Genomic DNA, 19,955 nt, shown 5'->3' with positions numbered 1-19,955 from the left:
TCACCGATGCCGCCCAGAGCCTGGACGAACGATCACCAACGATGCCTGTGGTGCGTGGGCGCTCGTGGGACACCATCGCGCACAGTGAGACTGATGGGAAACCAACCGGCACGTTTGTGATCTGCGCCACACTCAGAATCTGGACGAAAGCCTACAAAGCTCTCATCACAACGGGATGTCCTCCAGAAGGTCAGTCACCATCGCGGCGATCGGCGAGCGCTCCGACCGGCTGAGCGTGACGTGGGCGAAGAGGGGATGCCCCTTCAACGCCTCGATCACCGCCGTCACGCCGTCATGTCGGCCGACCCGCAGATTGTCCCGCTGGGCGACGTCGTGGGTGAGCACCACCCGGGAGCCCTGCCCGATCCGGGACAGCACGGTCAGCAGCACGCCGCGCTCCAACGACTGGGCCTCGTCCACGATCACGAAGGCGTCGTGCAGGCTGCGCCCCCGGATGTGGGTAAGCGGCAGCACCTCGAGGATGCCCCGCGAAGTGACCTCCTCCAGCACGTTCTCGTGCACCACCGCGCCGAGCGTGTCGAAGACCGCCTGCGCCCACGGCGACATCTTCTCCGACTCCGACCCGGGCAGATAGCCCAGCTCCTGGCCGCCGACGGCGTACAGCGGGCGGAAGACGATCACCTTCTTGTGCCGGCGACGCTCCATCACCGCCTCCAGCCCGGCGCAGAGCGCCAACGCCGACTTGCCGGTGCCGGCCCGCCCACCCAGCGAGACGATCCCGATCGTCTCGTCGAGCAGCAGGTCGAGGGCGACGCGCTGCTCGGCCGAGCGGCCGTGCAGGCCGAACGCCTCCCGGTCGCCCCGAACCAACCGGACGGACTTGTCCGGCAGGACCCGGCCCAGCGCGGAGCCGCGCGACGAGTGCAGCACCAGACCGGTGTGGCAGGGCAGACCCGCCGCCTCGTCGACGTCGAGCGTGTCGCCGGCGTACAGCGCGGAGATCTGCTCCTCGCCCAACTCCAGCTCGGACATGCCGGTCCAGGTCGGGTCGCTGGCCTGGCCGTGGCGGTACTCGTCGGCGCGCAGACCCACCGAGGCGGCCTTGACCCGCAGCGGCATGTCCTTGCTGACCAGCGTGACGTGCCGGCCCTCGGCGGCGAGGTTGAGCGCCACGGAGAGGATCCGGGCGTCGTTGCTCTCGGTGCGGAACCCGGGAGGCAGCACGCCGTCGTCGGTGTGGTTCAGCTCCACCCGCAGCGTGCCGCCGGCGTCGTTGGCGGGTACCGGCGTGTCCAGCCGGCCGTGCCGGATCCGCAGCTCGTCCAGCATGCGCAGCGACTGCCGGGCGAACCAGCCCAGCTCCGGGTGGTGCCGCTTGCCCTCCAGCTCGGTGATGACCACCAGCGGCAGCACCACCTCGTGCTCGGCGAAGCGGTGGAACGCCGCCGGATCGGACAACAGCACGGACGTGTCCAGAACGAACGCCTGGCCCGCTGGTCGCGGCTCCTTGGGGTCGGCCGGCGCGGTTGCCGCGCTGCGGCGGCTCCGGGGGGCACGGCGGGTCGTGGCAGTCGCGGCCGGGGTCTGGTCGGCACCGGCGGTGGTACGGCGAGTCGTCACAGGCCTGCTCCGACGGATGGGCACCCGGCCACCCGTGTTCCGCCTCGTCCGGTGCCCGGGGACACGGGGTCGGATGCGGAACCCCGTGCGCGAGGTCGCAGATCCGGGCGGACCGGCTGGCTCGGGAGAACCCCGTGCCATGCCTAGACGCTAGCGGCGGCGGACCGTCCCGGCTAGGGGCGATCGTGGATCTCCGGCAACGGCGACCCGCGGAGCCGGCGGCGCGGCGCGGCGAGCCGGCCGGGATGCATGCCCCCTGCGCGCATCCCGGCCGGCGGGGCCACCGTCACCGGTCTGACGTGGCCCCGACGGTGCGTGTCCGCCGCGGACGACGCACCGCGTTCCTCGGCGCCGGTCGGCGGGACCGCTCGCGGCGGCCCGCCGGCCGGCTCAGCCGGTCCGTCGGACGAGCGTGCCGGTCGGGTGCCGCCCGGTGATGGGGGCGGCCGGCGCGGTGAACGACGAGCCGGTGTACGTGGTGCCGGGGCGGGCCACCGTGCCGGCGGAGCGGACGGCCCCCGCCGAGGAGACCGACAGGGCCGAGGCGATCGCCGCCTGGGCGTCGCGTCGACGCCGGTTCCAGGCGCCCCGGTCACCGTCGAAGTAGCCCTGCCGGTAGCCGAAGCGGTAGCCGATGCGGTAGCTGAGCTGCCCGTGCAGCCGGCCGGCCGCGTAGCTGGTGGCACCGAGCACCAGGACGAGGAAGACCACGAGGAACGGGCTCATCGGGCGGCCCCGACCCGGCCCGGACGCCGCATCATCGTTCCTCCGGCTCGACCGCGGTGGGGTCGATGGTGGGATCCGCGACCAGCAGCCGGTCCAGGTCGTCCGTACTGACCTCCTCGACCAGTTCGACGCTGATCCGGCAGCCGTCCACCACGACCTCCGCGACGGAGGAGCGGCGAATCTCCCCGCCGGCGTCGTAGACCCGGACGCTCAACTCGGGGCAGCCGAGGTGGGTACGCCAGGCGTTCCACTCGGTGCGGTCGCCCACGCTCAGCGACAGGTATCGGCAGCCTCGGGCGAGATAGAGGCGCCACGGGGCACTCAGCCCCGCGGCCACTCCCTCGGCGATCAGCCCGAAGGCCTGGGCTCGGGTGGCGAGCTCGGTCACCACACCCCCTTGGCGCTGGGGGCGTGACGCATGCGAGCACCAGTCGTCTCATGCACGTGACACACCGTAGATTGTCCCATGAGCGTGACAGTATCAGCTTTTCGTCCGCTTACATTCGCCACTACGGGCATCTATTCTGCCCGGGTGACACCCCTCCAGAGCGACGCTGGATCGTTTACCGCGAATCCGAGAGAACCGTCACGTCTGCGTGACAGCAGCGTGCCTGGGCGTACGCCCGAGCCAGGCTGGCCGTACCGTCACGGGGTGACCGAGACGGCCAATGCGCGAAAGATCGCCTTCGCCACCTTCGTCCGGCGCGCCCTCGACGAGGCGCGGGCGACGCGGGCCTGGAGCGGCACCGAGGTGTCCCGACGTACCGGCGTCTCCCGGCAGACCATCAACCGGTGGGTCCGTGGGGACTGGGCCAGCGACCCCGAGGCCGAACGCGTCGTCGCCTTCTGCGAGGGCCTGGGCCTGAACCCGGCCGCCGCCTTCGCCGCGCTCGGCTGGGACCGCACCGCGACCGGCCCCCGCGCCGGTCAGCCGGCCCCACCGATGGACCCGGACGTGGAGGCCCTGCTGCGCCGCCTCGTCGACCCGAACGTGTCGGACGCGGAGAAGTTCCACATCCGCGAAACCATTAGATACCTCGCATACCGCCCAACGTTGCCGGTCGATGTCCGAAATAGGGGCAATCAGGCAGGCTAGTTCCTCAGATGGCGAAAGAACGCCTGGTCAGGTTCATTCGTTTCGCTCCGGGGTCGGAACGGGCACGCTAGCGTCCGTACTCGTACTGCTTGGGCTCGTCATCGGCGGGGGGACGGGACAAGGCCGAACCCAGCCCTGCGGGACATAAGGAGGGGTCTGTCCATGACCCTGAAGTGGTGGGCAGTCGTGGTCGCCACGGTGTCGATGACACTGTGGGCGACCGGCAACGTGGTGACCCTCGCGGTCAACGGTGGGCAGCTGCCGCTGCTCGTCAACCTTCTCGCGCTCATCAGCGCCGGCACGGCGGTCATCCTGGCCGTCGTCGCGGAGCTGCACGAACGGCTCAACGACCGGATCAGCGCACTCACCGAGTTCCTGGTGGCACGGCTCACCGAGATCGAGACCCGCACCGGGGACCGCAACACCGGCTTCGTGGAGGGCTACCTGCTCAGCCACGGGCAGGATGCGGCGGTGGTGCCGTTCGGACGCCGCGGACGAGGAGCCGCCGAACGCTGATCGCGCGCCGCCGAGCGGTGGTGCTCGGCCAGGAATGAGCCCTCAACGCCGGGGTACGCTGACGCGCGTGCCGCCGTTGAATCTGGGCAACCACCAGCCGAGGACCCCGTTGAACGCCGATCAGGCATGGCAGGTCACTGCCGGCCGGGCGGCGGGGACCGTGCTCTTCTTCGACTTCGACGGCACACTCGCGCCCGTCGACGACGACCCGACGGCGGTCCGCCCCGCGCCCAACGCCCTCGCCGCGATCGAGGCGCTGGCCCCGGTGGTGCAGCGGATCGCGATCGTCTCCGCGCGGCCCGTGGAGTTCCTTCGGGACCGCCTCGGCGAGCTGAGCGGCGTCGACCTCTACGGTCTCTACGGGCTGGAGCACAGCCACTCCGGTGGCGAGACCGTCACCGAGCCCACCGCCCTGCCGTGGGTGCCGACCATGGCCGAGCTGGCCGACCTCGCCCGGGCGGAGCTGCCACCCGGCACGCTCGTCGAGTTCAAGCGGCTCTCGGTCGCGCTGCACTGGCGTACCGCGCCGCAGCTCGGCCCGACCGTGCAGCAGTGGGGGCAGGCGCAGGCCGACCGGCTGGGGCTGCGGGTGCAGGCCGGGCGGATGGTGCTGGAGCTCAAGCCACCCGTCGACCGGGACAAGGGCATGGTGATCGGCGAGGTGGTCCAGGGTGCCACCGGCGCCTGGTACTTCGGCGACGACGTCTCGGACATCAAGGCGTTCGCGGCGCTACGCGCCCGCGCCGAGGCGGACCCGGACTTCTTCGGCGTCTGCGTGGCCGTCGCCAACCCGGAGACGGGTCAGGAGGTGGCCAACGCCGCCGACCTGACCATCGAGTCCCCGGCCGCACTGGGCGACTTCCTCACCCGGGCCCTGACCCGGCTGCCCTGACCGGGCTCTCCTGCGCCCGCAGCAGGGTCAGGCGCCGTACCGGCGCTGGCGGGTGGCGTACGAGCGCAGCGCGCGCAGGAAGTCGATGTGCCGGAAATCCGGCCAGTTGAGCTCGCAGAAGTAGAACTCCGAGTGCGCGGACTGCCAGAGCATGAAACCGGACAGCCGCTGCTCCCCGCTGGTGCGAATGACCAGGTCGGGGTCGGGCTGGCCGCGGGTGTAGAGGTGCTCGGCGATGTGCTCGACGTCCAGCACCTCGGCCAGTTCCTCGATCGTGCCGCCCGAGGCGGCGTGCTCCAGCAGCAGCGAACGGACCGCGTCGGTGATCTCCCGCCGGCCGCCGTAGCCGACGGCGATGTTGACCTCCGCGCCGCCGCTGCGGTCCCGGGTGCGCTCCTCGGCGCCCTTGAGCGCCGCCGCCGTCTGGGCGGGCAGCAGGTCCAGCGCGCCGACGATGCGCAGCCGCCAGGGGTTGCCCTCCTCGGCCAGCTCCACCACCAGGTCCTCGATGATCTGCAGCAGCGGGTCCAGCTCGCTGGCCGGGCGGCGCAGATTGTCGGTGGCCAGCAGGTAGAGGGTCACGTGCCCGATGCCGGCCTGGTCACACCAGCCCAGGACATGCTTGATCTTCGCCGCGCCGACCCGGTGCCCGTCGTTGGGGTCGACGAAGCCCATCTCCCTCGCCCACCGGCGGTTGCCATCGCACATCACCCCGACGTGTCGGGGCACCGGCTTGCCCGCGAGCTTCGCCGTGAGCCGGCGCTCGTACACGGAGTAGATAAGGTTCCGCAGCGTCATCACCTAGCAGCGTAGCGACCCGCCAGCGGGATCACCCCTTCGGAGGCCGATCCCCGCCGGACAGTTCGATGCCGATCATGCCCAGCGTACGGGCGGTGAGCCGCCCGTCGCCGAGTCCCAGCTCGACCACATCGTCGAACACGCGGTCGTCCCGGCGGGCCGCCCGGACCGCCGCGTCGACCACCCGCCGCCGTCGTGCCAGCCATGCGGCGACCGAGCTGTGCCGCAGGTGGGTGCCGAGGCGACGACGCAGGCCCACGGCGTAGCGACGCGCCGCCGCCTCGGGCGCCCGGGCCGCCGCGGCACCGGCCAGCGCACCGGAGAGCAGCGCGTAGAAGATGCCCTCCCCGGTGAACGGGTTGATCAGCGATAGGGCGTCGCCGGCCAGCAGGGTGCGGTCGCGGCCCGGTGCCGGCCGGTGCGTGGACAGCGGCAGGTGATGGGCGCGCAGCGCGGTCACCGTCGACAGGTCGGTGCCGGGCAGCAGCGCGGCCAGCCGGTCCAGCAGGTACGCCCGGCTCAGAGGCTCGCCGCGCAGCACCTCCCCGTACCCGACGTTCGCCCGCCCGTCGCCGATCGGGAACGACCAGGCGTACGCCGGCCAGCGTGCCTTCGAGGTGACGATGAGCTGCTCGGGTGGGCCGGGCAACGCCGGGGCGTAACCCCGGATGGCCAGTGCCAGGTGCCGGTCGGGGTTCACCGGGTGGCCGAGGGCCCGGCGCACCACCGACCCGGCGCCGTCCGCTCCCACCACCACCCGGCCGGACAGCTCCCCGTCGAGCACCACCCGGTCGGAGCGTGGCTGGACCCGGCGGACGCTGTGCCGGCGCAGTTGCGCGCCGGCAGCCACCGCAGCCGCCACCAGCCGCGCGTCGAAGACCTCCCGAGGCACGGTGTACGCCGGCCGGGGCAGCGCCCGAGCGACCGCCTGGCCGCCCGGGGAGACCATCCGCAGCGCGGGCAGCGCGGCGTAGCCGGCCACCGCCTCGGTCACGCCCAGCTCGGCGAGCACGTCCACCGAGTGCGCGGCGATCCCGTCGCCACAGGCCTTGTCCCGGGGAAAGTCGGCCCGGTCCAGCAGCAAGACACTGGCGCCCGCCCGGCGCGCCGTCAGCGCCGCGGCCGCCCCGGCCGGCCCCGCCCCCACCACCACCACGTCGAACTCGTCGCTCACCGCGCGCCTCCCTCCGACCGGGGCGGCGCGGCTCGTACCCGTCCCGCCCGGCGATCACCTGGGCCGTCGACACCGGCCACGGTGACCGACATCACCCGCCATCCTGCCCCCTGCCCGGCCGCCCGCACCGCTGCCGCACGGCCGGGCCGCACCGAAGCCGAACGATCTCGCCGAGCCGAACACCCCAAGCCCCGAAGGCAGCCACGAACCGGCGGTCGCGGTCGCGCGGCCACGACCCGGCGGCCCCAGACCGGCGGCCCCAGACCGGTGGCGACGAAGCGGACGCCTGGAGCGGCGAGTCCGGAGTGCCACCCCTCGCCGCCTGCTGCGTTGCCTGTCGAGCTGCCCCGTTGGTGGGGCAGAGTGGCTCCGATGGCTGCCGTCAGCATTGATCGACTCGGGATCGCCGATATCGGGGGTCCACGTCGCCCGATCACCCCGACTTCGGCGATCCCGAGTCGATCACGGCCGGAGCCACGCCCGCCGCCCACCCAGGCGCCAGATCCCCGCCACTGCCGGATCGGCATGCACGGGGTACGGATATAGCCGGCCCATATCCGGGGCAGCTCGACAGTGCCTGCCAACCCCCTCTCAGGTCGCGCACCGCTCGAACCCGGGGCTTAGTCTGCCGGGCTCTCAGACCGGGGCGGCGGCGTCTGGGGCGCGGGCCGCCCGGCGCAGGCCGTACAGGGCCAGCGCGGCGGCGGCGAGCAGCGGGGCGCCGTCGCGGATCAGGCCGTCCACGCCCAGCAGCCACCAGCACAGTGGCAGGTCCACGGCCAGGACGGCCAGCGTGACGACGACGAGCAGGCCGCGTGCCCAGTCCTTGCCGCGCATCAGGAACGCGGTGCAGAACAGCACCGCGTAGCTGGCCGCGATGCCGGCGCCGAACCAGAACAGCACGGCCGGTACGGCGGACAGACGGTCGTCCAGGATCGCGCCTCCGGCCACCAGCGCCGGCACCAGCATCAGCGGGCTGTAGGTGAACGCCGCGACTCGGCTGGTCAGCAGCCAACCGCTGGCCTGCGGCCGACGCGGCGGGGTCTCCCGCCAGGAGATGCCGGCCTTGTCGATGACGAGCCGCGGCCGGTGCCGGACGAGATGCCCAGCGAGCGCCGACGAGCGGTAGAGCATCCACACCACCGCCACACAGAGCGCGGTGAGCACGCCGAAGCCGAGCAGCCCGGGCAGCGGCGGCACCCCCTGCCGGGGCACGATCAGCCGGCCGACGGCGAAGATCGTAGTGACCCCGAGGATCAGCCCGAAGGGACGGGCCACCGTGCGGCCCCGGCGGACGTGCCCGATCAGCAGCAGGAAACCGAACGAGCGCAGCATCGCCCAACCGGTGCGCACGGCCAGGCCGAAGCCCTGCTCCGGGGCGTACCACCAGTTGAGCAGCTCGACCACGACGGTGGCCGCCGCCGTCGTCGCGAGCAGGAAGGTGAGCACCCGGACGGCGGACGGCCGCCGGACCTCGGTCTCGGCGGCCGTCCTCATGGGATTCCTTGTTGCCCGCGGCGGGCGATGTTCACACCTAGCGCTGCGGCTGTACGGCATCCAGGCGGGCGCGCAGCGCGTCCAACTCGGCCCAGAGCACACCGGGCAGCTTGTCACCGAACTTCTCGAACCACTCGGTGATCAGGGGCAGCTCGTTGCGCCACTCCTCCGGGTCGACCTTCAGCGCGATCCGGACGTCCTCCGGGGTCATGTCCAGGCCCTCGACGTCGAGCGCGTCGGCGGTCGGCACCATGCCCACCGGGGTCTCCACCGCGTCGGCCGTGCCCTCGATCCGCTCGACGACCCACTTGAGCACCCGGGAGTTCTCCCCGAAGCCCGGCCAGAGGAACGAGCCGTCCGGGTCCTTGCGGAACCAGTTGACGTAGTAGATCTTCGGCAGCTTCGCCTCGTCCCCGTCGGCGCCCTTGCCCATCTCGATCCAGTGCCGGAAGTAGTCACCGGCGTGGTAGCCGATGAACGGCAGCATCGCCATCGGATCCCGCCGAACCACGCCGACGGCGCCGGACGCGGCGGCGGTCGTCTCCGAGGAGAGCGTGGCGCCCATGTAGACGCCGTGCACCCAGTCGCGGGCCTCGGTCACCAGCGGGACGGTGTCCTTGCGGCGTCCGCCGAAGAGGATCGCGTCGATCGGCACGCCGTTCGGGTCGAAGTACTCGTCGGCGAGGATCGGGCACTGGGTGATCGGGGTGCAGAACCGGCTGTTCGCGTGCGAGGACAGGCCGTCGCTCTCCGGCGTCCAGTCGTTGCCCTTCCAGTCGATCAGGTGCGCGGGCGGCTCACCCATGCCCTCCCACCAGACGTCACCGTCGTCGGTGAGGCCGACGTTCGTGAAGACGGAGTTGCCCCGGTCCAGGGTGCGCATGGCGTTGGCGTTGGTCTTCCAGTCGGTGCCGGGCGCGACGCCGAAGAGGCCGTACTCCGGGTTGACCGCGTAGAGCCGGCCATCCGGGCCGAACCGCATCCAGGCGATGTCGTCGCCGATCGTCTCGACCTTCCAACCCGGGATGGTCGGCTCCACCATGGCCAGGTTGGTCTTGCCGCACGCGGACGGGAAGGCGCCGGCGATGTGGTGGACCCTGCCCTCGGGGGAGGTGATCTTGAGGATGAGCATGTGCTCGGCGAGCCAGCCCTCGTCCCGGCCCATCACGCTGGCGATCCGCAGCGAGTAGCACTTCTTGCCGAGCAGCGAGTTGCCGCCGTAGCCGGAGCCGAAGGACCAGATCTCCCGGGTCTCCGGGAAGTGCGAGATGTACTTGGTCTCGTTGCACGGCCACGCCACGTCCTGCTGACCGGGGGCGAGCGGCGCGCCGATCGAGTGCAACGCGTGCACGAAGTCCGCGTCGTCCCCCATCGCGTCGAGGACCTTCGCGCCCATCCGGGTCATGATGCGCATGGACGCGACCACGTACGGGCTGTCGGTGATCTCGACGCCGAACATCGGGCTCTCGGCCTCGACCGGGCCCATCACGAAGGGGATGACGTACATGGTGCGCCCGCGCATCGAGCCGCGGTACAACTCGTTCATCGTCCGCTTCATCTCGGCCGGCGCCATCCAGTTGTTGGTGGGGCCGGCGTCCGCCTCGTCGACAGAGCAGATGTAGGTGCGCTCCTCGACCCGGGCGACGTCCGTCGGGTCGGTGCGCGCGTAGAACGAGTTCGGCTTCTTCTCCGGGTTCAGCCGGATGAGGGTGCCGGCCTCGACCAGCTCATCGGTGAGGCGACGCCACTCCTCGTCCGACCCGTCCACCCACACGACCCGGTCGGGGGTGGTCAGTTCCGCGACCTCACGGACCCAGGCAAGCAGTTTCGGATGGGACGTCGGGGCCTGATCGATACCCCGCACTACAGCCGGAGCAACCATGACACATCTCCTTGTGGTCGACGCTGACCGATCTATGGGATGCACGAGTGTCAGCGACGCCATGCGCCGCCTTCGTGGAAACCTGGGATTGGCCTCAGCGTAAACCGGGCAGCCTTCCGAGTCAGTGGGACTGGTTGTGAAGAACTGCACAAGGTACGGCCACGCTGCGGCATCACGATCTGATACCCGCTTTCCTGCGCAGTTTCACGCAAATCTTGTCGTGCACCCCGGTCGACGCGCTTGGCGGTCGGGCCGCCAACCCGCCCGGCCGACCGGTGCGGGGATTCCCGTTCCGGGGCGCGTCAGTCCTCCCCTCTGGTCACGCTGCGTTCAACTGCGGCGTACTGGGCGAAAGGGCCGGCACGAGCGACGATGTCCGGTCGCCGTTGCTACCCCGCCGACTGGCCGACAGCCGGTAGGCTCGCCCCGTGGCCGCCACGATGACCGGGGAGCAACCGGGTCCCCGGCAGACCCGACCGGGTCTGGTCCGCGGGCTGCTCGACCGTTTCGGTCACCTCGTGCGCGAGCTGAGCAAGTTCGCCACCGTGGGCGGGATCGCCTTCCTCATCGACTTCGCGCTCTTCAACTACCTGACCACCGCGCGCGGCATGGAGCAGCTGACGGCGAAGACGATCTCGACCGTGCTCGCGGCGACCTTCGCCTTCCTCGGCAACCGGTTCTGGACCTGGCGGCACCGCCAGCGCAGCAACCCTGCGCGGGAGTACGCGCTGTTCTTCTTCTTCAACGCCGTCGGCCTCGGCATCGCGGTGGCCTGCCTCGCGATCAGCCGGTACGGGCTCGGCAGCATCTGGCCGGGCGTGTTCCAGACGCAACTGGCCGACAACATCGCCAGCTTCGTCGTCGGCACGGGCCTCGGGACACTGTTCCGATTCTGGTCCTACCGGCGGTTCGTCTTCGTCGAAGCGGGAACTCCGACCGTTCCGCAGGCGGAGCACGACCGAGACCACGGTGCGTGACCTGCCGCCCACCTCGTCCGGCCGGTGATCGCCGGCTTCACCGACTGCCCTAAGGTGTTTCGCATGCGTCTTGTCCGTCTGCTGCCTGAGCGTTGGCAGAAGTTCATCCACGAGGCGCTCAAATTCGGCATCGTCGGCGGCATCAACACCGTCATCAATTACGCGGTGTTCAATGTCCTTGCACTTACCGTTTTCGTCAACGGTCAGTTGAAGGCGACCGTGATCGCGACCGTCGTCGCAACGATCACGTCGTATCTGATGAATCGCCACTGGACGTACCGGGATCGCCCGAAATCGGCGCTTCGTCGGGAGTACGTCCTGTTTTTCCTGTTCAACGGGGCCGGCCTGCTCATCGAACTGGGTGCCGTGGCCGCGGCCAAGTACGGGCTCGGCGTGCACGGTCTGCTGGGGCTGAACGTGGCGAAGACCGCCGGCGTTCTGCTGGCCACGCTGTTCCGGTTCTGGTCGTACCGGTCCTTCGTCTTCCAGCCCGTCTCGCCGGCCGAGGACGAGACAAAGGCCGACCCCACCTGGCATGACATCCCGCGCGACGAGTGGGACACCATGGCCGAGATGGACCCGGTCGCCGAGCTGGCCGAATCCGTCTCCGAGCTGGAAGAGGCGGAGTCCAGCGATCGCCCCGACGCGACGCCCGGCCCGACCGGCGCGGCTCCCGCCCAGCAACGGCCCACACCGATGACCGCCGGCCTCCCCGCTGACCTGGACGCGGAACTCGCCGCGGAGCTGCACGCCGGCACCCGTCGCGCGCCCCGCCGGTGACGCCTCCCGCCATCCGCTCCGGCACCGGGGCGCCCGCCGAGTTGTTCTTCGAGGATCTCGTCCCGGGGCTCACCGTCGATCTCGGGACGGTCACCGTGGACGGCGACGAGATGCTGGCCTTCGCTCGTCGCTTCGACCCGCAGTGGTACCACGTCGACCCACAGCTGGCCGAGGCCAGTCGGCACGGCGGTGTGATCGCCAGCGGCTTCTACACGGTCAGCCTGTTCATGCGGGCGTACGTCGATCACCTGCTGTCCCGCGCGGCGGCGGACGCCTCCCCCGGTCTGGAGGAGTTGCGGTGGCTCGCCCCGGTACGCGCCGGGGACCGTCTCGCCGTCCGGGTCGACGTGATGGGCGCCCGCCCGTCGGACGCCCGCCCCGGGCTCGGCACCGTCATCCTCACCGGCACCATGCTCCGCCTCGGCCCGGACAACCGGCCCGATCAGGAGGTGCTGCGGACCCGCTTCCGTGGCTGGTTCGCGCTACGCCCGGTCGAGACGAACCCCGAGGCCACACCAGGCGAGACCGGCCCGCCGGAAAGCGGACCAGCCGAGGCCGGAGCGGCGGAGGCCGGACCGTCGGAGAGCGGGCCAGCCGAGGCCGCGTCGTCGAAGGGCGGGCCGTCCGAGGCCGGACGGCCGTCGGCGGCCGCAGGGCCCGTGGTCGAACAACGCGCCTGACCGCCCCGGCGCTCGGGCCGGGACGGTCAGCGCGGATCGCGATCAGGTCGTGGTGTCGCGCAGCGGCTTGCCCTCACGCATGTCGGCGAGGATGTCGCGCATCTCCCCGTCGCCCAGCGAGTGCTTGTCGTGCTGCGCCTCGACCAGCTCGTAGAGGGTGGTCTGCACCCGGCTGACACCCGGCACGTCGGCGAGCACCGACTGGCCGCGTTCACCAGCCGACTCGATCGTGAGGGTGCCGCAGCCGAGCAGCCGCTCGAAGAAGTGCTGGTTCATCGAGTGGTCGTTGATCCGGGTGAGCGGAAGGTCGCGCCGGTCCCGGGAGAAGACACCCTGCTGCAACAGCACACGCTCGTTGGTGAACAGGTAGTGGGTGGTACGCCAGACCAGGAACGGCCACAGACCGAGCCAGAGGACCGCGACCAGGGCGATCACCCCGATCACGGCCAGCGCGATCGAACCACCGCTGCTCTCGGGCAGCAGGAGCACGCCGACCACCACCGCGGCGATGGCCAGCACCAGCACCGCGATCGGCCGGATCAGCGCCTTCCAGTGCGGGTGCAGGTGCAGCACGACGTGCTCGTCCTTCGTGAGCACGTCTTCGGGAAACGCCACGACAACCTCCAACGCCTTTTACTCGACGCGCCGACCGTAAACCCCCCAAGCCCCGCCACAACATCCGCCACGCGGCCCCACTCCGCCTTCCGCGATCTTGCACTTTCGGTCGCCGTCACGCGGCCTGAGACCGTCACGCCACGACAGAGACCGCACGATCGCGGGGGTGGAGGGCGCGGGGCGGGTTAGCGCAGGTGGAGCACGTCTCCTGCGGCGACGACGCGGGTTCCGGTGGGGGTGGTGAGCTGGAGCTGGCCGTCGTTGTCCACACCGGTGGCGGTGCCGGTCAGGTCGTCGCCGCCGGGAAGCAGGACGCGTACCTCGCGGCCGATCGTCGCGCAGGCCGCCAGGTAGGCGTCGCGCAGGCCGCTGGCCACGGCGTCCCCACCGGCGGCACGCCAGCGGTCGTACCAGTCGGCCAGTGCCCGCAGCAGAGCCCGCAGCAGCGGATCCCGGTCGGTGGCCGCCGCACCGGCCAGTTGCAGCGAGGTGGCCGGCAGCCCGGTCGGGTTCACCGGCAACTCGTCGGCGCGCAGGGTCACGTTGAGGCCGATGCCGAGGACGATGGCCGGCGGTTGGGCCGAGGAGCGCCCCGGCACCGCCTCGGCCAGCACGCCGGCGCACTTGGCGTCGCCGATGAGCAGGTCGTTGGGCCACTTGAGGGCGGCCTCCAACTCGGCCAACCGGGCCACCGCCTCGACCAGCGCGACGCCGGCGAGCAGCGGCAGCCACCCGTACCCGGTGGACGGCACCGCGGCCCAGCCGCGGTCCGGCACGGCCTCGCCGGGCCGCAGCAGCACGCTGGTGGCGATTCCGGCGCGCGGCGGTGACTGCCAGACCCGGCCGCGCCGGCCGCGCCCGGCGGTCTGCCGCTCCGCGACCACCACCAGGCCCTCCGGCTCGCCCGCCGCGGCGGCCTCGGCCACGTCCGCGTTGGTGGAGCCGGTCTCGGCGTACAGCTCCAGGCGGGCCCACGGCCCGTTCGGCGCGACCAGCGCGCGCCGCAGCCGGGCCGCCGACAGCGGCGGTCGGTCCAGATCGGTGTACGGGGAGCCCGGCATCCCGTCAGCCTACGGCGGTGGCCACGGGAGGTATTGAGGCGTACTGCACAGCAGCACCGACCTGAACCATCGTTATATTCCCTGGGTGACTACCGAGACCGGGACCAACATCCACAGCACCGCGGGCAAGCTGGCGGACCTGGAGCGCCGGGTCGACGAGGCGGTGCACGCCGGGTCGGCGCGTGCGGTCGAGAAGCAGCACGCCCGGGGCAAGAAGACCGCCCGCGAGCGGATCGAGATGCTGCTCGACGAGGGCTCCTTCGTCGAGCTGGACGAACTGGCCCGGCACCGGTCCACGGCCTTCGGGCTGGAGCGCAACCGCCCGTACGGCGATGGCGTGGTGACCGGCTACGGCACGGTGGACGGCCGGCAGGTGTGCGTCTTCGCCCAGGACTTCACGGTCTTCGGCGGCTCCCTCGGCGAGGTCTTCGGCGAGAAGATCGTCAAGGTGATGGACCTCGCCATGAAGATCGGCTGCCCGGTCGTCGGCATCAACGACTCCGGCGGCGCCCGCATCCAGGAGGGCGTGGTGTCGCTCGGCCTGTACGGGGAGATCTTCTTCCGCAACGTCCGCGCGTCCGGGGTCATCCCGCAGATCTCGCTGGTGATGGGGCCCTGCGCCGGCGGTGCGGTCTACTCCCCGGCCGTCACCGACTTCACCGTGATGGTCGACCAGACCTCGCACATGTTCATCACCGGCCCCGACGTGATCAAGACGGTGACCGGCGAGGACGTCGGCATGGAGGAGCTGGGCGGAGCCCGCACGCACAACACCCGCAGCGGCAACGCGCACTACCTCGCCACCGACGAGGACGACGCGGTCGACTACGTCAAGGCCCTGCTGTCGTACCTGCCGTCGAACAACCTCGACGAGCCGGTCGTCTTCGAGGCCCCCGCCGACCTGACGATCACCGACGAGGACCGCGAGCTGGACACGCTCGTCCCGGACTCGGCGAACCAGCCGTACGACATCCACACCGTCATCGAGCACGTCCTGGACGACGGGGAGTTCCTGGAGGTCCAGCCGCTCTACGCGCAGAACATCGTGGTCGGCTACGGGCGGGTGGAGGGACGCCCGGTCGGGGTGGTGGCCAACCAGCCCATGCACTTCGCCGGCACCCTGGACATCGCCGCCAGCGAGAAGGCCGCCCGGTTCGTGCGCACCTGCGACGCGTTCAACATCCCGGTGCTGACCTTCGTGGACGTTCCCGGCTTCCTGCCCGGCACCGGCCAGGAGTGGGACGGCATCATCCGCCGGGGCGCCAAGCTCATCTACGCGTACGCCGAGGCGACCGTCCCGAAGGTCACCGTGATCACCCGCAAGGCGTACGGCGGGGCGTACGACGTAATGGGTTCCAAGCACCTCGGCGCGGACCTGAACTTCGCCTGGCCGACCGCGCAGATCGCCGTGATGGGCGCGCAGGGCGCGGTCAACATCCTCTACCGCTCGGAGCTGGCCGGCGCCGAGGACCCGGCGGCGGTCCGGGCCGAGAAGATCGCCGAGTACGAGGACACCCTGGCCAACCCGTACGTGGCCGCCGAGCGCGGGTACGTCGACTCGGTGATCCCGCCGCACGAGACGCGCACCCAGATCGTCCGGGCGCTACGGGTCCTGCGCACGAAGCGCGAGACCCTGCCGCCGAAGAAGCACGGCAACATCCCGCTCTGAGGCGCTTCTGCTCTGCTCGGCTTGATCCGCGCAACTTCGGGGAAAGTGCCTCCCGGCCCCGGGAGGCAGCGACATCCCTGATGTTGTGCGGGTCAAGAAGGGTCAGCAGGCCGGGTTCGCGGCGGCACACATTCGGGCCGCCGCCGCCTCCGCGAGCTGGACGAGATCCGATTCGGTGCCGTCGTACCCGGGGCGAAGCACCGAGACGGTGTCGCCGACCCGGACGACGGCCAGGAGGAGGGGCGTCGGCTCGCCGCTCAGCGCTTGCCCGGTCTGCACGTCCCGGGCGGCGGTGAGCGAATCCCGCAGGATCGCGGCGTCATCCCCGGCGAAACCCCGCCGGGCCACCGACCACCGGTGGATCACCTCTGTCGTTTGGGTGGTCCCGTTCACCTCCGCCTGCCCGACGGTCCGCCACCGGGCGCACGGGGCGACCACGTCGTCCAGGCCGGCGACGAGTTGTCTGGCCGTCTCGGGTGCCAGCCGGAAGAGATCCTGCGTGAGCAGGACGTCGCCCTCCACCAGGTTGTCCGGGGAGTGCTTACGCATGAGGGTCTGCGATCGGGACAGGTTCGACGTCTGCCATCCGTCGGACAGTCCCTGGCTCGTCCGGCAGTCGCCGAGCGTCTCCTCCAGCCGGACCGGCTCACCCAGCCCTGACTGGCTGAGCTGCGTATAGACCTGCTGCCGGAGATCTGCCGGCTGCAGGAGTGCGTCGAGGGGAATCTCGTGCCGGGTCGGCGCGGCCGCCGGTAGACCCGGTGCGGGGGACTTTCCCGGGGCGGCGACCGCCGCGGCGGAGGCACCGGTGAGAGCCAGCACGACGGTGGCCACCACGATCCGGCGTTGGCTGCGACGACGGGCCCGGGCGCGGATCTCCTCCGAGGATGCCCAGCGCACGCCCTGCAACTCCCGGTGGATCTGTTCGACGAATGCCAGGTCGTCGTCACGCATCGGTTGCCTCCTCCAGATCAGAGACGGCGAGCAGACCGGCGAGCGCGGTACGCCCCCGGGAGAGTCGGGCTTTGACCGTGCCCACCGGGGCGGCGGTCTCCCGCGCCACCTCGGCGACCGGCATGCCCATCAGGTAGTACAGGGCGATGGCGGTGCGCTGCTCCTCAGGCAGTCGACGCAGCGCGGCGACCACCTCCACCGTGTCGGTGCCCGGCCCGGGCACGGTCTCGGTCGCCCCGTGGCGCAGGTACGCGCGGGCGCGACTGCGCAGGCTGCGCCAGCGGCTGACCGCGATACGGCTGGCCACCACCCGCACCCACGCCTCCGGGTCGTCGTACCCGCTGATCGTCGACCAGCGCTGCCACGCCCGGATGTACGCCTCCTGCACCGCGTCCTGGGCCTCGACCCGGTCGCCGGTGAGGGCGTAGACGAAACCGAGCAGCCGTTGTCGACTCCCCCGGTAGAACTCGTCGAACCCGTCGACGTCCGGCACCCGCTACCTCCCCGTGTCGGTCGCAGGGAACACGCGCCGGGCACGGCCGCCGGTTGCCCCGGTCAGGCGATCATCTTCTCCAGCTCGGCGAGCGGGAACGCGCCGGCCGCGATCCGCTCCCGGGTGGCCCGCCGTACCGCCCGCTGCACGGCCACGTTGGCCGGCGTCGGTACGCCGTGCAGCCGGCCGAGCAGCGCGATCTCTCCGTTGAGGTGGTCGACCTCGGTCGAGCCGGCGCCCCGGGCGAGGCTCTGCCAGGTGGATCCACCGGAGCGGGCCGCGCCGTCGACCGGGCGCTGCTGGACCAGGTCGCCGCGTTCGGCCTTCTCCTCGTCCGGGGAGGTGTGCGGGATGCGCGCGGCGGCGAGCGCGGCGACGCCCTCGGCGCGTACCCGCTCGGCCAACGCGTCCGGGATGTCCTGCCCGAGCAACGCCTGGAGGCCGTTGCCGAGGTTGCTGAGCAGCTTGCCGTACTTCCAGCGCAGCACGTCCTCCCGCACCGGCGCGACGAAGCCGGCGGCGGTCAGGTCGGCGGCGATCGCCCGGTCGGCGTCGTCGGCGCCGCCCGGGTACCGGCCGATGTGGAGCATCCCGGGGTGCGGGTGCCCGTTGGCCACCACCACGCCCGGGTCGAGGTGGGTGGCCGGCAGCCAGACGCAGATCGGGTGCACGTCGGCGAAGAGCCGCAGGGCGGCCCGCTCGTTCGCCACCCCGTTCTGCGCGGTGACCAGTGGCAGCCGCTCGCCGGCCGTGCCGCCACCGGCGACCGGCGCGTCCACCCACGTCGCCAGCGCGGCCTCGGTGTCCTGCGACTTGACGGTGAGCACCAGCACCGTGTCGGCCGGCAACGGTCGGTCGCCCGGGCCGTCGACGGCAGCCAGCCGGGCGGTCACGTCGCCGTCGGGCTGCCGCAGCGTCAGACCGCGCTCCCGGATCGCGTCCAGGTGCGCGCCGCGCGCCACCACTGTCACGTCCCGGTCGGCCTGTGCCAGCCGTACGCCGATGGTCCCGCCGACCGCGCCCGCCCCGATGATCACGTATCGCATGGCCTCATTCTGCCCCGGCAGGGTCAGAGCGTCAGGCCGGCGTCGGTGAGGATGGAGCCGGTGAGCAGAAGCGCGCCGGCGACCAGGGCGGCCAGGTTGACCAGGGCGAAGAGGACCACCCAGAAGAACGCCGGGAACGGGGTCAGCCCGGCGAGCTGGTCGGCGTCGGAGGCGGGCATCCGGCCGCGGGAGCGCAGCCGTTGCAGCTCCACCACCGGCCGCACCCCGCCCAGCAGCAGGAACCACACCCCGGTGTACGCGAACGCGGCCTGCACCTGCGGCGTGGCGTACCACGAGACGGCGAGCACCAGAGCCCCGGTAACCAGCAGCGACACCACGCCGAAGGCGTTGCGGATCAGAACGAGCATGGCGAGCAGCAGCGCCACCGCCACCCAGAGCAGCAGCGTGATCCGGTTGCCGCCGAGCAGCCAGGCGCCGGCCAACCCGACCAGCGGCGGGGCGACATAGCCGGCGAGGAGCGTGAGGATCATGCCCGGCCCGGTGGGCCGACCGGCGGAGAGCGTCAGGCCGGAGGTGTCCGAGTGCAGCCGGATGCCGCGCAGCTTGCGGCCGGTGAGCAGGGCGACCAGCGCGTGCCCGCCCTCGTGCGCGATGGTGATGGCGTTGCGGGCGATCCGCCACGGCAGCCGGGTGGACACCACCACCAGCGCGACTGCGGCGGTTATCAGCACCAGCAGCGGGGGCGGGTCCGGCTGCGCGCCGAACAGCGTGTCCCACTTCTCGCCCAGCCCGTCGATCGACATCATGGGGCGCGAGCCTACCGGCGGCGTTCCGTGTCGTTCCCGAGGCACCGGCCCGTCACGCTCGAAACTGATCGGATGACAAGCGAAGCCGGAGGATTGGTGTCCTTGGAGCACCACCTCGGCCCCTGGACCGAGGACGATTATTTTGCCCTCGGTGAGACCCCGGACCGGATCGAACTGCTCGACGGGAGCCTGCTGGTGAGCCCGGTCCCGAGCAAGCGGCATCAGTTGGTCTCACGTCGACTGGCGAACCACGTCGAGCGTGCTGCCGCTGGCCTCGCGGTTTTCAGAGCGGTCAACGTCAGGCTCGGGGTGGACCGGATCGCCATCCCGGACCTGGTCGTCGCCGACACCGACGACGAGGGCACCGCGGTGGAGGCCGTTGAGGTGGTCCTCGTCGGCGAGGTCCTGCCGCCCGGCAATGCGGCTGCCGATCGCCTGCTCAAGATGCAGCTCTACGCCATCGCGGGAATCCCCTGGTACCTGCTGGTCGAGCAGGACGGCGACGGTCACTCGCTGCGGCTCTACCGGCTGGACGGCGAGCACTACGTCGAGGAGCAGGTGGCCAAGGCCGGCGAAACGTTGAGCATCGTTAAGCCGTTCCGTTGGCAGCTCGACCCGGCCGCCCTGCGCTGATCGTTTCCGCACCGCAATCCTCGGGAGCCACCGACAGTCGTCGATGAAAGTTTCCTCGTCAGCTCTTGCGATCAAGGGCACTTACCTCCAAAGATGGGCGTCAATAGACCGGCGTCCC

21 protein-coding genes and 1 pseudogene are annotated in these 19,955 nt (G+C 71.4%); 9 read left to right on the top strand and 13 right to left on the bottom strand.

Annotated elements, in window-relative coordinates:
- Positions 1-165 precede the first annotated feature (165 nt).
- The 3 genes from ACFYPR_RS07040 to ACFYPR_RS07030 all read right to left on the bottom strand — a co-directional run bounded on the left by ACFYPR_RS07040 (position 166) and on the right by ACFYPR_RS07030 (position 2,695).
- Positions 166-1,581 (bottom strand): PhoH family protein, encoded by a 1,416-nt coding sequence (locus ACFYPR_RS07040; protein ID WP_355062929.1) that lies wholly within the window; start codon positions 1,579-1,581, stop codon positions 166-168.
- Positions 1,582-1,971: 390 nt separating this feature from the next.
- The gene (locus ACFYPR_RS07035) at positions 1,972-2,307 is read right to left on the bottom strand and encodes a hypothetical protein (RefSeq protein ID WP_007455629.1); all 336 of its coding nucleotides are present in this window, start codon (positions 2,305-2,307) and stop codon (positions 1,972-1,974) included.
- 31 nt (positions 2,308-2,338) lie between these two features.
- Complete coding sequence (locus ACFYPR_RS07030; protein WP_354854093.1) at positions 2,339-2,695, bottom strand: hypothetical protein; 357 nt, start codon at positions 2,693-2,695, stop codon at positions 2,339-2,341.
- Between the two features lie 264 nt (positions 2,696-2,959).
- On the opposite strand from ACFYPR_RS07030, the gene ACFYPR_RS07025 reads away from it, so the two are divergent.
- From ACFYPR_RS07025 to otsB, 3 genes are all read left to right on the top strand, one after another.
- A complete protein-coding gene (locus tag ACFYPR_RS07025; RefSeq protein WP_204943358.1) occupies positions 2,960-3,403 on the top strand; it encodes an XRE family transcriptional regulator in 444 nt (147 codons plus the stop codon).
- A gap of 162 nt (positions 3,404-3,565) precedes the next feature.
- Entirely contained in the window at positions 3,566-3,919 is a 354-nt protein-coding gene (locus ACFYPR_RS07020; protein ID WP_354854091.1) for a hypothetical protein, read from the top strand.
- 67 nt (positions 3,920-3,986) lie between these two features.
- Positions 3,987-4,811 (top strand): trehalose-phosphatase, encoded by an 825-nt coding sequence (gene otsB, locus ACFYPR_RS07015; RefSeq protein WP_354854088.1) that lies wholly within the window; start codon positions 3,987-3,989, stop codon positions 4,809-4,811.
- Positions 4,812-4,838: 27 nt separating this feature from the next.
- Here the strand turns inward: otsB and ACFYPR_RS07010 are convergent, their stop codons facing one another.
- The 4 genes from ACFYPR_RS07010 to ACFYPR_RS06995 form a co-directional block, all read right to left on the bottom strand.
- The gene (locus tag ACFYPR_RS07010; protein WP_234589120.1) at positions 4,839-5,609 is read right to left on the bottom strand and encodes an isoprenyl transferase; all 771 of its coding nucleotides are present in this window, start codon (positions 5,607-5,609) and stop codon (positions 4,839-4,841) included.
- A 31-nt stretch (positions 5,610-5,640) separates the two neighbouring features.
- Positions 5,641-6,783, bottom strand: coding sequence for a geranylgeranyl reductase family protein (locus tag ACFYPR_RS07005; protein ID WP_354854085.1), 1,143 nt, complete (start codon positions 6,781-6,783; stop codon positions 5,641-5,643).
- 636 nt (positions 6,784-7,419) lie between these two features.
- The gene (locus ACFYPR_RS07000; protein WP_354854082.1) at positions 7,420-8,280 is read right to left on the bottom strand and encodes a hypothetical protein; all 861 of its coding nucleotides are present in this window, start codon (positions 8,278-8,280) and stop codon (positions 7,420-7,422) included.
- A gap of 37 nt (positions 8,281-8,317) precedes the next feature.
- Complete coding sequence (locus ACFYPR_RS06995) at positions 8,318-10,162, bottom strand: phosphoenolpyruvate carboxykinase (GTP) (RefSeq protein ID WP_355062925.1); 1,845 nt, start codon at positions 10,160-10,162, stop codon at positions 8,318-8,320.
- Positions 10,163-10,298: 136 nt separating this feature from the next.
- On the opposite strand from ACFYPR_RS06995, the pseudogene ACFYPR_RS06990 reads away from it, so the two are divergent.
- The 4 genes and pseudogenes from ACFYPR_RS06990 to ACFYPR_RS06975 form a co-directional block, all read left to right on the top strand.
- Positions 10,299-10,388: pseudogene (locus tag ACFYPR_RS06990) on the top strand (GtrA family protein); the annotation flags it as partial.
- A 214-nt stretch (positions 10,389-10,602) separates the two neighbouring features.
- Positions 10,603-11,139 carry a GtrA family protein gene (locus ACFYPR_RS06985; RefSeq protein ID WP_387179338.1) on the top strand — a complete coding sequence of 179 codons (537 nt, stop codon included), beginning with the start codon at positions 10,603-10,605 and terminating at the stop codon, positions 11,137-11,139.
- Between the two features lie 63 nt (positions 11,140-11,202).
- On the top strand, positions 11,203-11,919 hold the full coding sequence (locus tag ACFYPR_RS06980) for a GtrA family protein (RefSeq protein ID WP_354854302.1): 717 nt from the start codon (positions 11,203-11,205) through the stop codon (positions 11,917-11,919).
- On the top strand, positions 11,916-12,599 hold the full coding sequence (locus ACFYPR_RS06975) for a MaoC/PaaZ C-terminal domain-containing protein (RefSeq protein WP_354854076.1): 684 nt from the start codon (positions 11,916-11,918) through the stop codon (positions 12,597-12,599). The genes ACFYPR_RS06980 and ACFYPR_RS06975 overlap by 4 nt, the downstream gene beginning before the upstream one ends.
- 42 nt (positions 12,600-12,641) lie before the next feature.
- On the opposite strand, the gene ACFYPR_RS06970 is transcribed toward ACFYPR_RS06975, so the two are convergent.
- A complete protein-coding gene (locus ACFYPR_RS06970; RefSeq protein ID WP_354854073.1) occupies positions 12,642-13,214 on the bottom strand; it encodes a PH domain-containing protein in 573 nt (190 codons plus the stop codon).
- 185 nt (positions 13,215-13,399) lie between these two features.
- On the bottom strand, positions 13,400-14,275 hold the full coding sequence (locus tag ACFYPR_RS06965) for a biotin--[acetyl-CoA-carboxylase] ligase (protein ID WP_387258920.1): 876 nt from the start codon (positions 14,273-14,275) through the stop codon (positions 13,400-13,402).
- Positions 14,276-14,360: 85 nt separating this feature from the next.
- Between ACFYPR_RS06965 and ACFYPR_RS06960 the strand changes: the two genes are divergently transcribed.
- Complete coding sequence (locus ACFYPR_RS06960; RefSeq protein WP_234589112.1) at positions 14,361-15,944, top strand: acyl-CoA carboxylase subunit beta; 1,584 nt, start codon at positions 14,361-14,363, stop codon at positions 15,942-15,944.
- Between the two features lie 102 nt (positions 15,945-16,046).
- Here the strand turns inward: ACFYPR_RS06960 and ACFYPR_RS06955 are convergent, their stop codons facing one another.
- The 4 genes from ACFYPR_RS06955 to ACFYPR_RS06940 all read right to left on the bottom strand — a co-directional run bounded on the left by ACFYPR_RS06955 (position 16,047) and on the right by ACFYPR_RS06940 (position 19,204).
- Positions 16,047-16,898, bottom strand: coding sequence for a hypothetical protein (locus tag ACFYPR_RS06955; protein WP_387178448.1), 852 nt, complete (start codon positions 16,896-16,898; stop codon positions 16,047-16,049).
- Positions 16,891-17,391, bottom strand: coding sequence for a SigE family RNA polymerase sigma factor (locus ACFYPR_RS06950; protein WP_266248870.1), 501 nt, complete (start codon positions 17,389-17,391; stop codon positions 16,891-16,893). Before ACFYPR_RS06950 ends, ACFYPR_RS06955 begins: the two co-directional genes overlap by 8 nt.
- Before the next feature lie 62 nt (positions 17,392-17,453).
- Complete coding sequence (locus ACFYPR_RS06945; protein WP_387258918.1) at positions 17,454-18,437, bottom strand: ketopantoate reductase family protein; 984 nt, start codon at positions 18,435-18,437, stop codon at positions 17,454-17,456.
- 23 nt (positions 18,438-18,460) lie between these two features.
- On the bottom strand, positions 18,461-19,204 hold the full coding sequence (locus ACFYPR_RS06940) for a M50 family metallopeptidase (RefSeq protein WP_387258916.1): 744 nt from the start codon (positions 19,202-19,204) through the stop codon (positions 18,461-18,463).
- Positions 19,205-19,300: 96 nt separating this feature from the next.
- Here ACFYPR_RS06940 and ACFYPR_RS06935 point away from each other — a divergent pair, with 96 nt between their 5' ends.
- Entirely contained in the window at positions 19,301-19,837 is a 537-nt protein-coding gene (locus ACFYPR_RS06935) for a Uma2 family endonuclease (RefSeq protein WP_387258915.1), read from the top strand.
- Positions 19,838-19,955 lie beyond the last annotated feature (118 nt).

It is taken from the genome of Micromonospora sp. NPDC005254, from assembly GCF_042872525.1.
Lineage (GTDB): Bacteria > Actinomycetota > Actinomycetes > Mycobacteriales > Micromonosporaceae > Micromonospora.
This window is presented reverse-complemented; position numbering and strand designations above follow the sequence as displayed.

What these genes read in the sequence shown, in the direction of transcription:
- ACFYPR_RS07035 (WP_007455629.1), bottom strand. Translation starts at nt 2,307, where the DNA reads ATGAGCCCGTTCCTCGTGGTCTTCCTCGTCCTGGTGCTCGGTGCCACC.
- ACFYPR_RS07020 (WP_354854091.1), top strand. Translation starts at nt 3,566, where the DNA reads ATGACCCTGAAGTGGTGGGCAGTCGTGGTCGCCACGGTGTCGATGACA.
- ACFYPR_RS07010 (WP_234589120.1), bottom strand. Translation starts at nt 5,609, where the DNA reads ATGACGCTGCGGAACCTTATCTACTCCGTGTACGAGCGCCGGCTCACG.
- ACFYPR_RS07000 (WP_354854082.1), bottom strand. Translation starts at nt 8,280, where the DNA reads ATGAGGACGGCCGCCGAGACCGAGGTCCGGCGGCCGTCCGCCGTCCGG.
- ACFYPR_RS06995 (WP_355062925.1), bottom strand. Translation starts at nt 10,162, where the DNA reads ATGGTTGCTCCGGCTGTAGTGCGGGGTATCGATCAGGCCCCGACGTCC.
- ACFYPR_RS06985 (WP_387179338.1), top strand. Translation starts at nt 10,603, where the DNA reads ATGACCGGGGAGCAACCGGGTCCCCGGCAGACCCGACCGGGTCTGGTC.
- ACFYPR_RS06980 (WP_354854302.1), top strand. Translation starts at nt 11,203, where the DNA reads ATGCGTCTTGTCCGTCTGCTGCCTGAGCGTTGGCAGAAGTTCATCCAC.
- ACFYPR_RS06965 (WP_387258920.1), bottom strand. Translation starts at nt 14,275, where the DNA reads ATGCCGGGCTCCCCGTACACCGATCTGGACCGACCGCCGCTGTCGGCG.
- ACFYPR_RS06955 (WP_387178448.1), bottom strand. Translation starts at nt 16,898, where the DNA reads ATGCGTGACGACGACCTGGCATTCGTCGAACAGATCCACCGGGAGTTG.
- ACFYPR_RS06945 (WP_387258918.1), bottom strand. Translation starts at nt 18,437, where the DNA reads ATGCGATACGTGATCATCGGGGCGGGCGCGGTCGGCGGGACCATCGGC.
- ACFYPR_RS06940 (WP_387258916.1), bottom strand. Translation starts at nt 19,204, where the DNA reads ATGATGTCGATCGACGGGCTGGGCGAGAAGTGGGACACGCTGTTCGGC.